The sequence below is a fragment of the Flavobacterium aquidurense genome (assembly GCF_031458035.1).
GTDB lineage: Bacteria > Bacteroidota > Bacteroidia > Flavobacteriales > Flavobacteriaceae > Flavobacterium > Flavobacterium aquidurense_C.
The window spans coordinates 194,027-209,364 of sequence record NZ_JAVDXR010000005.1 but is presented as its reverse complement, the minus strand read 5'-3'; the positions used below and the strand labels follow the sequence as shown (position 1 = coordinate 209,364).

Genomic DNA, 15,338 nt, shown 5'->3' with positions numbered 1-15,338 from the left:
TAACGTTCTTAATACTAAAATAACGCTTTCATAATAACATCCGGCACTTTGATTAACATTCGGCTTCTACTTTTGAGCAACTAAAAAAAGAGAATCAGAAACCTAAATCACAGTTATGAAAACAAAAATACGTATTGCAATTCTAACTCTGCTGAGCAGTTTTTTTCTACATGCACAACAACAACCTAAAGGAATTATTGGCAACATTAACTGGATGAGCAACTGGACAAATTTCAAACCAGCCAATACAGAATATGGTGAAGCCACAAATATTATTGCCGGAACTATCGACAAAGACACAAAATTACTAAAACGTAATATTTATCAACTAGTTGGTGTGGTTTACGTAACCAACAATGCCACTTTAACTATCGAACCCGGAACCGTTATTCGTGGTGATGATAAAAGCTGCGGAACACTGGTAATTACAAACGGCGCTAAAATTATGGCCGAAGGTTTAGAAACTGATCCCATTGTTTTTACATCAAATAAAGAAATCGCAGAAAGAAAACCTGGTGATTGGGGCGGAATTATTATTTTAGGAAAAGCACCAATTAACACTATTGGAGGCATTCACATTCTTCCTTTCGATTTAGAACCAATGTTAAACCATTATGGTGGCCAGGATCCTGAGGATTATTCGGGGATTTTAAAATATGTGAGAATTGAATATTCAGGAAGAAAATTGAGCGCATTAAAAGAGCTAAACGGACTTTCTTTAGCCGGTGTTGGAAGAAAAACCGTTTTAAGCAACATCCAAATTAGTTATTCAAATGATGATTCATTCGAAAGTTACGGTGGAGATTTAGTAATGAACAACCTAATTTCATACAGAACTACCGATGATGATTTTGATTTTACACAAGGTGTTCAATGCAATATAAGCAACAGTATTGCAATCCGTCATCCGTTTTCATCAGATGTTTCAGGGTCAAGATGTTTTGAAGTTGATTCGTATGATAAAATTGGAAGTACCGATATGACCAAAAAACTGAGTAAAATCAATGCCAGCAATATCACTCTAGTTAATCTGGAAGAAAACAACCAGGGATTGGTTAGAGAATCTCTTTATGTTAGAGAAAATACTTTTTTCAATTTGTCTAATAGTATCATTTCAGGTTTTACTCCTTTTGCTTTGTTAGAAGGAAATATTGGTGACGGTGCTGTTAATTTATCTAAAATTACATTTAAAAATCTAATCATCAACAATTGTAACGGAGGGATTATAAGTGAAGCGGGAAGCGGAAACACGGCAATTCAAAAATTTTATGGAGATCCATCATTTCTTCTGGACTACACAAAATTAAAAAACAGCGAATTGTTTATAATGCCTAATATTAAAGGGAATCCTGATTTTAGAATGAACCAAAATAACACAATTGCAATTGGGAATTAAGTATTTAAAATTAATTATTTCTTATGAAATTTAACAAATTTCTAAATTAGGAAAAGTTTTTTTTAAATTTTTATGTATCCTATTCCAATTTACATTTATATCTTTGTGATATCAAAATAAGAAAATGAAAACATTAATGAACAATACTTGGTGGTGGAAGAATTTACGTCAAACGTCGTGAACAAAGCTTCCTATGGTATTGTAAACTATAAATATAAAAGGCTTGTCATCACGACAAGCCTTTTTTTTTGGCCAAAACTGAAGATATATTAAAAATTAAAAAACGAAATACTTTGAAACCTTTTATACTCAACACACACTACAAACAAATTCTGGCAGACACCATCACGCCGGTAAGTATTTATTTTAAAATCAGGGATAAATTCCCAAATAGTCTATTATTAGAAAGTAGTGATTATCATGGAAATGACAATAGTTTCTCATACATCTGCTGTAACCCGATCGCAACGATTAAAATCGAAAACGAAATCATTTCAAAAACTTTTCCTGACGGAACGGCGGAGCAAATTGCAATTGACGCTTCAACAAATATTCCGGAAGTAATTCAGGAATTTTCGAGTCAGTTTAAATCGGAAAAAACTGATTTTAAATTCATCAACAATGGATTATTCGGATACATTTCTTACGATGCTGTTCGTTATTTTGAGAAAGTTTCAATTGCTAAAAAAGACAGCGCCACTTTAATTCCGGATGTTTTTTATGCCGTTTATCAAAATATTATTGCGATCAATCACTTTAAAAATGAAGCGTACATCTTTTGTCATAGTGTTGACGGAAGAAACAACATTTCGGAAATTGAGCAGTTACTTCAATCAAGAAATATTGCATCTTATAAATTCAGTAAAGAAGGCGAAGGTTTTTCTAACTTAACCGATGAAGAATTCAAACACAATGTGGCTTTGGCTAAAAAACATTGTTTTAGGGGTGATGTGTTTCAATTGGTTTTATCGCGTCGTTTTACACAAGGTTTTAAAGGTGATGAATTCAATGTTTACAGAGCTTTACGCAGTATCAATCCATCTCCTTATTTATTCTTTTTTGATTATGGCGATTTCAAAATATTTGGGTCTTCACCCGAAGCACAAATTATCGTAAAAAATAGAAAAGCAGAAATTCATCCCATCGCCGGAACTTTCAAAAGAACCGGAAATGACGAACATGATGCGGTTTTAGCCAAACAACTTTCTGAAGATAAAAAAGAAAACAGCGAACACGTAATGCTTGTCGATTTAGCCAGAAATGATTTAAGCCGAAACGGACACGATGTAAACGTTGAGAAATACAGAGAAGTTCAGTTTTTCTCGCATGTAATTCACTTGGTTTCAAAAGTTACAGGGCATTTACATGAAAAAGCTACAACGATGCAAGTGGTTGCCGATACTTTCCCAGCCGGAACTTTAAGCGGTGCACCTAAACACAGAGCCATGCAATTGATTGAAGATTACGAAAAAACAAATCGTAATTTCTACGGAGGCGCAATTGGTTTCATGGATTTTGAAGGAAACTTTAATCACGCCATTATGATTCGTACTTTCTTAAGCAAAAATCATCAATTACATTGTCAGGCCGGTGCCGGAATTGTTGCCAGTTCAGACGAAGAAAGCGAAATGCAGGAAGTTTATAATAAATTAAGAGCGTTGAATACAGCGCTGGAAATGGCGGAGAAAATATAGTTTCTTTTGTTTCAGGTTTCAAGTTTCAAGTTGTTGGGACGTGACACGAGTAGCCGAATTGGCGAAGCAAACCTGAAACCTGAAACTTGAAACAATTATCAAACAAACCATAAAAACCATAAATAATCATGAAAAAAGCAATTTCAATTTTATTTTTAATCATTGGCGTAACAGCTTGCAATTCGGAAAAGAAAGAAAATCCAATTGAAGGAACATGGCGTCTGATATCAGCTGAAACGACAGAAAAAGATTCAACTTTCTCGACTTTCAATCCAAAAACAAAAATGATTAAAATTATAAATGACTCCCATTTTGCTTTTTTTAATCATGATTTGAATAACGGAAAAGACAGCACAGCAGCTGTATTCTTTGGCGGAGGCGGAAAATATACTTTGAAAGACAGTGTTTACACAGAGAATCTGGAATATTTCAATAATCGTCAATGGGAAAATGGAAAATTTGAGTTCGTAGTAAAAATCAAAAATGATACATTAACTCAAAAAGGAATCGAAAAAGTAGAAAAATTAGGAATCAATCGAATTATTACAGAAAGATACGTTCGAGAAAAATAAAAAAATAGTTTCAAGTTTCAAGTTTCAGGTTTCACGTTGTTGGAACTTGAAACAAAAAAAACTTGAAACCTGAAACAAAAAAACTCATGAAAAAGATATTAGTTATAGACAATTACGATAGTTTCACTTATAATTTAGTGCACTATTTAGAGGATTTAAACTGCGAAGTTACCGTTTACAGAAACGACGAATTTGATATTGATGAAATCGCAACTTTCGATAAAATATTACTTTCTCCGGGGCCTGGAATTCCAGACGAAGCAGGTTTATTAAAAGAAGTAATTCAGAAATACGGACCTACAAAAAGCATTTTGGGTGTTTGTTTAGGCCAACAAGCCATTGGAGAAGTTTTTGGTGGAACGCTTTCAAACCTTGATAAAGTATATCATGGAGTTGCAACAAATGTAAAAACAGTAGTTTCAGATGAAGTTTTATTTGAAGGGTTAGGAAACGAATTCGAAGTGGGAAGATATCATTCCTGGGTTGTTGATGCGAATTTACCAGATGTTTTAGAAGCCACTTCAATCGACGAAAACGGACAAATTATGTCATTAAGACACAAAACTTTTGATGTAAGAGGCGTTCAGTTCCATCCCGAAAGTGTTTTGACACCAAAAGGAAAATTGATATTGGAGAACTGGATAAAGAGTTAGTTTCTTTTGTTTCAAGTTTCAAGTTTCAGGTTAGCGAAACTTGAAACAAAAAACCTAAAACAAATACTTAGAACCTTAGAACCTCAGCATCTTAGAACCTTAGAATAAAAAAAAATGAAAACTATATTAAATAAATTAATCAACCACGAAGTGCTTTCAAAAGAAGAAGCCAAAGACGTATTGATTAATATCTCAAGCGGAAATTATAATCCAAGTCAGATTTCGGCATTTTTGACCGTATTTATGATGCGAAGCATTACTATTGATGAGCTATCAGGTTTTCGTGAAGCTTTGTTAGAATTATGCATTCGCGTTGATTTATCAGCTTACAACACCATCGATTTATGCGGAACAGGTGGCGATGGAAAAGATACTTTCAACATTTCAACTTTGGCATCTTTTATTGCTGCCGGAGCAGGAATAAAAGTGGCAAAACATGGAAATTATGGCGTTTCGTCAATTTCAGGGTCGAGCAACGTGATGGAAAAAATGGGAATTAAATTCAGCAACGATCCTTCATTTCTAGAAAAATGTATTGATCAGGCTGGAATCTGCGTTTTACACGCTCCCCTATTCCATCCGGCAATGAAAAATGTGGGACCAATCAGAAAAGAATTGGCGGTAAAAACGTTCTTCAATATGTTAGGACCAATGGTAAATCCATCGTTTCCACAGAATCAATTGGTTGGTGTTTTCAATTTGGAATTAGCTCGTATGTATGCTTATTTATACCAAAACACCGATATCAATTTTACCATTTTACATTCGCTTGACGGATATGACGAAATTTCGTTAACAGGTCCAACCAAGACAATAACATCTCATATGGAAGGCATGTTAAATCCTTCTGACTTTGGGGTGAGACTTTTATCTCAAACTGAAATTGAAGGAGGAAAGACAATTGAAGAATCGGCAGAAATTTTCATTAATATCATTTCAGGAAAAGGAACAGAAGCTCAAAATAATGTGGTTCTGGCCAACGCCGCAATGGCAATCGCAACGGTTACAAAATGTTCTCCGTTAGAAGGATTTGAATTGGCAAAAGAAAGTTTGTTGTCTGGAAAAGGCTTAAAGGCATTACAGACATTACAAGAATTAAGTAAATAAAATTTAGTTTCAAGTTTTCTTTGTTTCAGGTTTCAAGTTGTTGGGATCTGAAACTTGAAACCTGAAACCTGAAACAAATAAATATGAATATTTTAGATAGAATCATAGTTGACAAACAAAGAGAAGTCGTTCTTAAAAAATCAATCATTCCCGTTTCACAATTGGAAAGTTCAGTGTTTTTTGGAAGAGAAACGATTTCTTTGAGTCAAAAATTGAGAACAAGTTCAACTGGAATAATTGCAGAACATAAACGCCGTTCGCCATCAAAATCAGTTATCAACCATAGTTTTACTGTTGAAGAAGTAGTAAAAGGATACGAAAACGCCGGCGCTTGCGGAATTTCGGTCTTAACGGACGGAAAATATTTTGGAGGTTCTTTAGACGATTTGCTTTTGGCAAGAGCAAGTGTAAATATTCCGCTTTTGCGAAAAGAATTTATTGTCGATGAATACCAAATTCTGGAAGCCAAAGCTTTTGGAGCCGATTTAATTTTATTGATCGCTGCCGTTTTAACGCGTGAAGAAATCAAATCATTGTCTGAATTTGCAAAGAAATTAGGTTTAGAAGTTTTATTGGAAGTTCACAACCAGGAAGAATTAGAAAAATCGATTATGCCGAGTTTAGATATGATTGGCGTGAATAACAGAAACCTAAAAACCTTCGAAGTAAGTTTGGATTTCAGTAAGCAGCTGGCATCGCAAATTCCGGATGAATTCATCAAAGTTTCAGAAAGCGGCATCTCATCAATTGAAGCCATCTCAGAATTAAGACCATACGGCTACAGCGGATTTCTAATTGGTGAAAACTTCATGAAAACAGACAACGCAGGCGAGGCCGCAACAGAATTTATTAAAAATTTGAGCGTATAAAAAAATAGCCACGAATTCACGAATTTATTTATTATCATTCGTGAATTGCTTCGCCTGTTCACTATCGTTCGGGTCGTGGCGAAAAAACTTTGCGAACTTTGCGTTTTTAAGCGCAATCAAATATAAAACCTTAGCGCCCTTTGCGGTTAAAAAAACACAACGAATGAAACTCAAAATATGCGGCATGAAATATCCTGAAAATATACTCGAAGTAGGCGCACTCCTACCCGATTATATGGGATTTATTTTCTGGGAGAAATCCGCGAGATACTTTAACGGAGAAATTCCGGAACTGATAGAAACGGTTAAAAAAGTGGGTGTTTTTGTAAATCAGAGTCAGGAAGAAATTCTTGAAAAAGTTCAAAAATATAAATTGCAAGCTGTTCAGTTACACGGAAGCGAATCGGTCGAATTTTGTTCGGAATTAAAAACTAAACTGAACAAAAAAATCGAAATCATAAAAGCATTTTCTGCCGATAACAATTTTGATTTTGAGGTTTTAAAACCTTACGAAGCAGTCTGCGATTATTTTCTTTTTGATACCAAAGGGAAACTGCCCGGCGGTAACGGAACCACATTTGACTGGACGATATTAAAAAAATACAAATCTGAAAAACCATTCTTTTTGAGTGGGGGTATCGGAATTGAAGAATTAAAAGCCATCGAAGAAATTTCAAAAACCAATTTACCTATTTATGCTATCGATGTAAATAGTAAATTTGAAATCGAACCGGGGCTGAAAAACAAAAATCTATTTAGCAATTTCAAACGAAAATTTGATGTTGCCAACTTTTAAACTTTAAACGAAATGAACTTTAACGTTAACGAAAAAGGATATTACGGAGAATTTGGAGGAGCTTTTATTCCCGAAATGTTATATCCGAATGTAGAAGAATTACGGCAGAATTATCTAAAAATAACGAGCGAACCCGATTTTAAAGCAGAGTTCGGTCAATTGTTAAAAGATTACGTGGGACGACCTAGTCCGCTTTATTTTGCTAAGCGTTTATCTGAAAAATACAATACTAAAGTTTATCTGAAAAGAGAAGACTTAAATCATACCGGAGCACACAAAGTCAACAATACGATTGGGCAAATTTTGGTTGCAAAACGTTTAGGTAAAAAAAGAATTATTGCCGAAACCGGAGCCGGTCAACACGGTGTTGCAACAGCTACAGTTTGTGCTTTAATGGGCTTGGAATGTATCGTTTACATGGGCGAAATTGACATTGCACGTCAGGCACCAAATGTTGCCCGTATGAAAATGTTGGGAGCAGAAGTTCGTCCGGCACTTTCGGGTTCAAGAACGTTGAAAGATGCAACAAATGAAGCAATTCGCGATTGGATTAATAATCCGGTTGACACTCATTATATTATTGGATCAGCTATTGGCCCACATCCTTATCCGGATATGGTGACGCGCTTTCAAAGTGTTATTTCAGAAGAAATAAAATGGCAGTTAAAAGAAAAAGAAGGACGTGAAAATCCTGATTATGTTGTAGCTTGCATTGGTGGTGGAAGTAACGCTGCCGGAACCTATTATCACTTTTTGCACGAGCCAGAAGTTGGGATTATCGCCGTTGAAGCAGCCGGAAAAGGTGTCGACAGTGGCCATAGTGCGGCAACCAGCAAATTAGGAAAAGTAGGTGTTATTCACGGTTGCAAAACCCTTTTAATGCAAACGCCGGACGGACAGATTACAGAACCGTATTCGATTTCAGCAGGTTTGGATTATCCTGGAGTTGGACCAATGCACGCGCATTTGGCACAAACCGGGCGTGGAGAATTTTTCTCGGTTACTGATGATGATGCGATGAATGCAGGTTTGCAATTGACTAAATTAGAAGGAATTATTCCTGCTATTGAAAGTGCACATGCATTTGCGGTTTTAGATCAAAAGAAATTCAAACCGACAGATATTGTGGTGATTAGTCTTTCAGGTCGTGGTGATAAAGATTTAGACAATTATATTGATTATTTTAAGTTGTAAATAAAACGAGAAAATCATAATTATGGAAAAATTATTCTCTTACGGAACATTACGGTCAAAACAGATTCAGATGCAGCTTTTTAATAAGGTCTTAACCGGAACTAAAGATCAGCTTTTGGGTCATAGACTGAAAAGTCTTCAGATAGAAGAAGAATTTGGGATGGCAGATTATGTTGTAGCAGTACCAACAGAAGGTCCTTCAGACCCAATACACGGTATTGTTTACAATATTTCTCCTTCAGATTTAGCCAAAGTAGACATATTCGAATCGAATGCTTATAAAAGAGTTCAAGTCAAATTGAAGTCAGGAATTGTTGCCTGGATTTATATAGAAAGTTAATAAAAAACAAAATGATTCTAGCAGCAGCACAAACAAAACCAACACGAGGAAATATTGAAGCTAATTTAGCAGATCATTATCGTCTTGTAGAATTGGCAGTGCAAAACGGAGCACAATTAATCGCATTTCCTGAAATGTCTATCACAGGATATGAAAGAGAAAATGCTCAAAAACTGGCTTTCCAAAAAGATGATTTGCGACTGGATTATCTGAAAAAATTGGCTTCGGAAAACAATATTGTTATTGTGGCCGGCGCTCCAATTCAAATCGAATCGCAATTATTTATTGGAGAATTTAGTATTGCTCCAGATCATTCCGTTTCAATTTATACGAAGCAGTTTTTGCATGAAGGCGAAGATGAATTTTTCCAGTCTTCTTTCAATTATAATCCGATGATTTCGATTGAGAACCAAAAAATTTCGTTTGCCATTTGTGCTGATATTGATAATCCGCTGCATCCTGAAAACGCTTGTAAGAGAGCAACTGATATATACATCGCCAGTATTTTCTTTACACCAAACGGGATTCCGAATGCGTACCGAGATTTACAAAGCTATGCTAAGAAACATAAAATGAATGTTTTGATGTCTAATTTTAGTAGAGAATCCTGGGGTTATCCATCGGCAGGACAGAGCGCTTTTTGGAATAATAAAGGTGAATTGGTTGGACAAATGAATGACTCGGATTCAGGAATTTTATTAGCCGAGAATAATAATGATAATTGGACAACTCGAGTTGTGAAGATTTAGATATAATGCCACAGATTGCGCAGATTAAAAAGATTTTATTTTAAGCAGATTTAGCAGATTAGAGCAGATTTAAAAAAGATCTGCGCAAATCAGCTTAAATCTATTTAAAATCGGCGTGAAATAAATTTCCAGCTATCAGCGAGAATCTTTTATCCCGATAGCTATCGGGAGTGGCAAAAAAATAACTTAATAAAATACCTAACAGGTTTTGTCCCGAAGCTTCGGGACTGTTAGGATAAAATATAGAAACAAAATGAACAGAATAACACAAAAATTACAAGAAGATAAAAAGATACTTTCTATTTATTTTTCAGCGGGATATCCTAATTTAAATGATACGGTTCAGATTATTCAGGATCTGGAAAAAAATGGCGTTGACCTAATTGAAATTGGTTTGCCTTTTAGCGATCCTTTGGCAGATGGGCCAACAATTCAGGCGAGTTCTACGACAGCACTTCATAACGGAATGACAACTCAGGTTCTTTTTGACCAACTGAAGAACATCCGCGAAAGCGTAAAAATTCCGTTGATTATTATGGGGTATTTCAATCCGATATTACAATATGGAGTTGAAGCATTCTGTAAAAAATGTGCCGAAATTGGTATTGACGGTTTAATCATTCCTGACTTACCAGTTGATGTTTACGCAGACGAATACAAAGCTATTTTTGAAAAATATGGTTTGATAAACGTGTTTTTAATTACGCCACAAACTTCAGACGAACGCATTCGTTTTGTCGACAGCGTTTCAAACGGATTTATTTATATGGTAAGTTCAGCAAGTGTTACAGGTTCTCAGGCTGGTTTCGGAAATACACAGGAAAGTTATTTTGAAAGAATCGGAAATATGAATTTGAAAAATCCTCAAATTGTTGGTTTCGGAATTTCGAATAAAGAAACTTTTAATCAAGCTACTAAATATGCAAAAGGAGCTATTATTGGAAGTGCTTTCATTAAGCATTTGAGTGAAAGTGGTTCTGGGAAAATTTCTGAATTTGTTGGGGAGATTCGATAAAAATATATTTCTGATTGAAGGTCTAAACCGCACAGTTTGTCATTTCGACGAAGGAGAAATCCCCGTTAGAAACTCGACAAAGTGAACTCTCGTTGCGGAGCTACTTGCGAGGATTTCTCCTTCGTCGAAATGACAAGATTGTGAAAAATTCAAGCTGAAATACAAATTTCAGCTTTTTTTATGCCCAAAACAACCGCATCATTTTATGTTAATGTTATGTTAAAACAAAATTAAACAACTGTTTAATTTAAACACTTGTTTAATTTTGTACTCGATTACAAAAACTACCATGTCATATATTGAATTAAACGATAAAAAAATTCAGATTCTGGACGTTGCTGAAAAGTTATTTTCAGACAAAGGGTTTGAAGGTACATCGATACGGGATATCTCAAAACATGCAAAAATTAATATTGCAATGGTTTCGTATTATTTTGGCTCAAAAGAAAGACTACTGGAAGCTTTAATTCTTTATAAAACTTCTGATTTAAAACTACAACTCGAAAATTTATTACAGGAAAATCTCGAACCGATTGAAAAAGTTAATAAATTAATCGAAATTTACATTAACAGAATTAGTTGTAACAAAGGGATTTTCAGAGTTATACATTTTGAAATCAATTCGGAAAAGCGAGAAAAAAGCATGATTGCCTTTACAGAATTAAAAAAAGGAAATCTAAAATCAGTTGAAAGTATTATAGCACAAGGTCAGGCAAAAGGCGTATTTAGAAAAGATATTATAATTCCGCTTCTTACTCCTACCATTATTGGAACTTTTTTTCACTTTCACATGAATAAACCTTTTTTTGTGGAATTACTGAATTTAAACACCGAAGAAATGTACAACAATTACATTAAAACCAGTCTTACAAAGCACATTCAACAAACTATAAAAGCGCTACTTGTTTATGAAAATTAGTCAATTAATGCTCTTTGGGATTTTCTTTATTGGAATTTCATCAATAGAAGCACAAGAAAAAACAAGTTTAACCTTAGACGAAGCCGTAAAACTGGCTTGGGAAAAAAGTAACGAAGTTACACTTGCCAACACTAAGGTAAACTCAAAAAAATACGCATTAGAAACGGTCAAAAATAATCAGTATCCTGATATTAAAATTGCAGGTCAATACCAACGTTTAGGAACAGCTTCGGTAGATTTAGCCAATTCAGATCCTAACGCAGATCCTTTACCGGCTCCAGATCAGGTTATGTTTGGACAAGCTACTGTAAGTTTGCCAATATTCGCAGGGTTTAAAATCCAAAACAGCATTACAGCTTATGATAATTTATATGAAGCTGAAAGTGCGAACGCTGCGAAAACTAAAGAAGATGTCGCTTTGCGTGTAATTACTTATTATACTGCATTATACAAAGCACAAAAAACGCTAGATCTTTTAAACGAAAATCAGAAGCAGGCGAAACAGCGTGTAACTGATTTTACTGAATTAGAGAAAAACGGAATTATACCAAGAAATGATTTATTGAAAGCGCAATTGTTGGTTTCAAAAACACAATTAAATATTGATGAAGCAAATAACAACATCAATAATATCAACTATTATCTGACAACATTGTTGAAATTAGATCCTAGTGTAAAATTAACAGTTAATGAAGCTGATTTCTTTAATTTAAAGACAAGCAATGCGCCAACATCTGATGTATTGGCACTTGAAAACAGAAAAGATTTAGAAGCTATTCGTTTACAACAAAAAGCGAGTGAAGCTAACGTTAAAATTGCAAAATCAGGTTATTATCCTTCTCTTGCTCTACTTGGTGGTTACACTGCTTTAGATCTTAAAGATTTTATTACTGTAAAATATGCAATGAATTTTGGAGTTGGTTTATCTTATGATTTATCAGGAATCTATAAAAACAATGCACACGTAAAAGAAGCCGAAAGTAAAGCTTTGGAAGTAAAAAATACTGAAGCTATTATGACGGATCGTATTAAAATTGAAGTTCAGAAATCTATTGAAGATTATGATTTGGCAATTAATCAAAGTGTTGTTTATGATGAAGCTTTACAACAAGCATCTGAAAATTACAGACTTGTAAAAGATAAATTCGATAACGGTTTATCAGATACCAATGATTTGGTCGAAGCTGATGTAGAACATTTAAGTGCTAAAATCAACACCGCTTTATCAAAAGCAACCATTATTCAAAAATATTACGAATTACTTTCAGTATCAGGACAATTATCTCAATCATTCAATCTTTCTAAAATATAATCGATAGCTCTCATGGAAAAGAAAAAAACAAATACTAAATTCATCATTATAATAACCGTTTTGGTTTTATTGGGGGGAACTTACGGAGTATCAAAATACTTACACGGACAAGCTCACGAAGAAACGGATGACGCTCAAATTGAGAAAAAAATGAATCCAATTATTCCTAGAGTATCTGGATATATTAGTAAAGTGTATGTAAAAGATAATGATTTTGTAAAAAAAGGAGATACTTTATTTACTATCGATAAAAGAGATTATCAGTTAAAAATTGATGAAGCTAATGCAGCTTTATTAGGTGCTGAAGGTCAATATGAAGCTGCTAAAGCTGATATTGGAAGTGCTTACGCAAGTATCAATGTTTCTGATGCAAACATGAAATCTGCAAGTGGTTCTATCGAAAGTGCTAAAATCAGATTGAGACAATTGACAAACGATTTTAATCGTTACAGCAATTTGTATAAAACGCATACAATTACAAAACAACAATACGAACAGGCCTTGACTGCTAAAGAAGAAGCTGAAAACCAAGTTCGTGTTTTAGAACAACAACAAAGAGCTAGTTCTTACCAAAAATCGGTAATCGAATCTAAGTCAAAAGCTTCTGACAAACAAACAGAAGTTGCTGCAGCAAACATTAAAAGAGCAAAAACAATGCTTGATGTTGCTAAATTAAACCTTACGTATACTGTTGTAACTGCAGCAATTGATGGTCAGGTTTCGAAAGTTGATATTCAACCAGGACAATTGGTTCAACCAGGACAATCTTTATTTTACATCATCAATAATAATGAAGCTTGGGTTGTAGCTAACTTCAAAGAAACGCAATTAAACAAAATGATTGTGGGACAAAAAGTAAGTTTAAAAGTTGATGCATATCCTAACTATGAATTTAAAGGGATTGTAACTTCATTTTCACCAGCAACAGGATCTCGTTTTTCATTATTGCCACCTGATAATGCTACAGGTAACTTCGTAAAAACAATTCAGAGATTACCAGTAAAAATTAGTTTAGATCCATCTAATGACCCTGAGAAAGTAAAATTATTACGTCCGGGAATGAATGTTGACGTAGACGTACATTTAAAATAAATTAATGGCAACAGCAGTACAAGGAGACGACGATTTAGTAGAATACGGTTACAGACGTGTCATAATCACGATTACAGCAGTACTTTGTGCATTGCTGGAAATCGTTGATACGACTATTGTAAACGTAGCGCTAACAGACATGCGCGGGAGTCTTGGTGCTACCTTGACAGATGTAGCGTGGGTGATTACAGCATACGCAATTGCGAATGTTATTGTAATTCCGATGACGAGCTGGCTATCGCAGCAATTTGGAAGACGTAATTATTTTGTGGCTTCCATCATAATATTTACCGTCTGTTCCTTTTTGTGTGGTAACGCCAGTAATATTTGGGAACTGGTGGCTTTCAGGTTCGTACAAGGTATGGGTGGAGGAGCTTTATTAGTAACTGCCCAAACGATTATTACCGAAAGTTATCCGGTTGCAAAACGCGGTATGGCGCAGGCTATTTACGGAATGGGGGTAATTGTTGGCCCAACTCTTGGACCGCCTTTAGGAGGTTATTTAGTAGATAATTATTCATGGCCTTATATCTTTTACATTAATATTCCGTTGGGAATTATCGCTACTATTTTGGCGCTGACTTTTGTTAGAAGCCCAAAATATGGTGAGAAATTAAAAGCGAATCAGGTTGACTGGTGGGGAATCATATTGTTATCAGCATTTATTGGATCACTTCAATTCGTTTTAGAACATGGCCAGCAAGACGATTGGTTTAATGATTCTACAATTGTAACCTTAAGTGTTGTGTCGATTCTTGGTTTGATTCTTTTTATTTGGAGAGAGCTAACATACAAACATCCAATTGTAAATTTAAGTGTGCTGAAAGATGGAAATTTAAGAATTGGAACCGTAATGTGTTTTATTCTTGGTTTCGGATTATATGGTTCGACTTTGATTATCCCAATTTACACGCAGTCTATTTTAGGATGGACAGCTACTGATGCAGGATTATTATTGATTCCGGGTTCTATTACCACTGCGATCATGATGCCATTTGTTGGAAATATGATTCAGAAAGGAGTTCCGCAAGCCTATATGGTTGGAATTGGATTTTTAGTTTTCTTCTTCTTTACCTTCATGATGCAAACTCGTATGACGCCTGACACTGGTGTAGAACATATGTATTGGCCATTGATTTTAAGAGGAGTTGGTTTGGGCTTGCTTTTTGTACCAATTACCACACTTTCGCTATCAACGTTAAAAGGAAAACATATTGGTGAAGGAGCAGCTTTTACCGGAATGATGCGCCAATTAGGAGGTTCATTTGGTATTGCGATTATTACCACTTTTATTACTCGTTTAAGTCAGGAACACAGAGTTAATTTATTAACGAATTTAGATCCGGCAAAATACGATGTTCAGCAACGTATTTTAGGCATGCAGCACGCCTTTATGGCGAAAGGTTATAGTGCCGATGTTGCCCTCAAAAAAGCATACCAGGCGATCGATTACGCCGTATTGAAACAAAGTACTGTAATGTCGTACATTGACATTTTTATGTATTTAGGAATAATGTTCTTATGTTGTATTCCAATTATCCTCTTCATCAAGAGAGGTAAAAACAAGATTAATCCTGCTGATGCAATGCATTAATAGCGTTAATATAATAATTGATTTATAATTTATAAT

15 protein-coding genes are annotated in these 15,338 nt (G+C 34.8%); all 15 read left to right on the top strand.

Annotated elements, in window-relative coordinates:
- Window positions 1-115: 115 nt before the first annotated feature.
- The 15 genes from J2X17_RS10185 to J2X17_RS10115 all read left to right on the top strand — a co-directional run bounded on the left by J2X17_RS10185 (window position 116) and on the right by J2X17_RS10115 (window position 15,302).
- Entirely contained in the window at window positions 116-1,396 is a 1,281-nt protein-coding gene (locus J2X17_RS10185; RefSeq protein WP_310297228.1) for a hypothetical protein, read from the top strand.
- Window positions 1,397-1,689: 293 nt separating this feature from the next.
- Window positions 1,690-3,090, top strand: a complete 1,401-nt coding sequence (locus tag J2X17_RS10180) for an anthranilate synthase component I family protein (protein ID WP_310297226.1) — start codon at window positions 1,690-1,692, stop codon at window positions 3,088-3,090.
- A 128-nt stretch (window positions 3,091-3,218) separates the two neighbouring features.
- The gene (locus J2X17_RS10175; protein WP_310297223.1) at window positions 3,219-3,662 is read left to right on the top strand and encodes a hypothetical protein; all 444 of its coding nucleotides are present in this window, start codon (window positions 3,219-3,221) and stop codon (window positions 3,660-3,662) included.
- A gap of 86 nt (window positions 3,663-3,748) precedes the next feature.
- Entirely contained in the window at window positions 3,749-4,315 is a 567-nt protein-coding gene (locus tag J2X17_RS10170) for an anthranilate synthase component II (RefSeq protein WP_310297220.1), read from the top strand.
- Between the two features lie 114 nt (window positions 4,316-4,429).
- Entirely contained in the window at window positions 4,430-5,422 is a 993-nt protein-coding gene (gene trpD, locus J2X17_RS10165) for an anthranilate phosphoribosyltransferase (protein WP_310297218.1), read from the top strand.
- An 83-nt stretch (window positions 5,423-5,505) separates the two neighbouring features.
- Window positions 5,506-6,291: an indole-3-glycerol phosphate synthase TrpC gene (gene trpC, locus J2X17_RS10160; RefSeq protein ID WP_310297215.1), complete on the top strand. Its 786-nt coding sequence runs from the start codon at window positions 5,506-5,508 to the stop codon at window positions 6,289-6,291.
- A gap of 163 nt (window positions 6,292-6,454) precedes the next feature.
- Window positions 6,455-7,087 carry a phosphoribosylanthranilate isomerase gene (locus J2X17_RS10155; protein WP_310297213.1) on the top strand — a complete coding sequence of 211 codons (633 nt, stop codon included), beginning with the start codon at window positions 6,455-6,457 and terminating at the stop codon, window positions 7,085-7,087.
- 12 nt (window positions 7,088-7,099) lie between these two features.
- Window positions 7,100-8,281 (top strand): tryptophan synthase subunit beta, encoded by a 1,182-nt coding sequence (trpB, locus tag J2X17_RS10150; protein WP_310297211.1) that lies wholly within the window; start codon window positions 7,100-7,102, stop codon window positions 8,279-8,281.
- 22 nt (window positions 8,282-8,303) lie between these two features.
- Window positions 8,304-8,621 (top strand): gamma-glutamylcyclotransferase family protein, encoded by a 318-nt coding sequence (locus J2X17_RS10145; RefSeq protein WP_310297208.1) that lies wholly within the window; start codon window positions 8,304-8,306, stop codon window positions 8,619-8,621.
- An 11-nt stretch (window positions 8,622-8,632) separates the two neighbouring features.
- Window positions 8,633-9,370 (top strand): carbon-nitrogen hydrolase family protein, encoded by a 738-nt coding sequence (locus J2X17_RS10140; protein WP_310297205.1) that lies wholly within the window; start codon window positions 8,633-8,635, stop codon window positions 9,368-9,370.
- 253 nt (window positions 9,371-9,623) lie between these two features.
- Window positions 9,624-10,385: a tryptophan synthase subunit alpha gene (gene trpA, locus J2X17_RS10135; RefSeq protein ID WP_310297202.1), complete on the top strand. Its 762-nt coding sequence runs from the start codon at window positions 9,624-9,626 to the stop codon at window positions 10,383-10,385.
- Window positions 10,386-10,674: 289 nt separating this feature from the next.
- The gene (locus J2X17_RS10130; protein WP_310297199.1) at window positions 10,675-11,304 is read left to right on the top strand and encodes a TetR/AcrR family transcriptional regulator; all 630 of its coding nucleotides are present in this window, start codon (window positions 10,675-10,677) and stop codon (window positions 11,302-11,304) included.
- A complete protein-coding gene (locus J2X17_RS10125; protein WP_310297195.1) occupies window positions 11,294-12,616 on the top strand; it encodes a TolC family protein in 1,323 nt (440 codons plus the stop codon). The genes J2X17_RS10130 and J2X17_RS10125 overlap by 11 nt, the downstream gene beginning before the upstream one ends.
- Before the next feature lie 12 nt (window positions 12,617-12,628).
- Window positions 12,629-13,708 carry an HlyD family secretion protein gene (locus J2X17_RS10120; RefSeq protein ID WP_310297192.1) on the top strand — a complete coding sequence of 360 codons (1,080 nt, stop codon included), beginning with the start codon at window positions 12,629-12,631 and terminating at the stop codon, window positions 13,706-13,708.
- 4 nt (window positions 13,709-13,712) lie between these two features.
- Entirely contained in the window at window positions 13,713-15,302 is a 1,590-nt protein-coding gene (locus tag J2X17_RS10115) for an MDR family MFS transporter (RefSeq protein WP_310297189.1), read from the top strand.
- Window positions 15,303-15,338: the final 36 nt, after the last annotated feature.

What these genes read in the sequence shown, in the direction of transcription:
- J2X17_RS10120 (WP_310297192.1), top strand. Translation starts at nt 12,629, where the DNA reads ATGGAAAAGAAAAAAACAAATACTAAATTCATCATTATAATAACCGTT.
- trpA (WP_310297202.1), top strand. Translation starts at nt 9,624, where the DNA reads ATGAACAGAATAACACAAAAATTACAAGAAGATAAAAAGATACTTTCT.
- trpC (WP_310297215.1), top strand. Translation starts at nt 5,506, where the DNA reads ATGAATATTTTAGATAGAATCATAGTTGACAAACAAAGAGAAGTCGTT.
- J2X17_RS10155 (WP_310297213.1), top strand. Translation starts at nt 6,455, where the DNA reads ATGAAACTCAAAATATGCGGCATGAAATATCCTGAAAATATACTCGAA.
- J2X17_RS10185 (WP_310297228.1), top strand. Translation starts at nt 116, where the DNA reads ATGAAAACAAAAATACGTATTGCAATTCTAACTCTGCTGAGCAGTTTT.
- J2X17_RS10175 (WP_310297223.1), top strand. Translation starts at nt 3,219, where the DNA reads ATGAAAAAAGCAATTTCAATTTTATTTTTAATCATTGGCGTAACAGCT.
- J2X17_RS10145 (WP_310297208.1), top strand. Translation starts at nt 8,304, where the DNA reads ATGGAAAAATTATTCTCTTACGGAACATTACGGTCAAAACAGATTCAG.
- trpD (WP_310297218.1), top strand. Translation starts at nt 4,430, where the DNA reads ATGAAAACTATATTAAATAAATTAATCAACCACGAAGTGCTTTCAAAA.
- J2X17_RS10130 (WP_310297199.1), top strand. Translation starts at nt 10,675, where the DNA reads ATGTCATATATTGAATTAAACGATAAAAAAATTCAGATTCTGGACGTT.
- trpB (WP_310297211.1), top strand. Translation starts at nt 7,100, where the DNA reads ATGAACTTTAACGTTAACGAAAAAGGATATTACGGAGAATTTGGAGGA.
- J2X17_RS10125 (WP_310297195.1), top strand. Translation starts at nt 11,294, where the DNA reads ATGAAAATTAGTCAATTAATGCTCTTTGGGATTTTCTTTATTGGAATT.
- J2X17_RS10170 (WP_310297220.1), top strand. Translation starts at nt 3,749, where the DNA reads ATGAAAAAGATATTAGTTATAGACAATTACGATAGTTTCACTTATAAT.
- J2X17_RS10115 (WP_310297189.1), top strand. Translation starts at nt 13,713, where the DNA reads ATGGCAACAGCAGTACAAGGAGACGACGATTTAGTAGAATACGGTTAC.
- J2X17_RS10140 (WP_310297205.1), top strand. Translation starts at nt 8,633, where the DNA reads ATGATTCTAGCAGCAGCACAAACAAAACCAACACGAGGAAATATTGAA.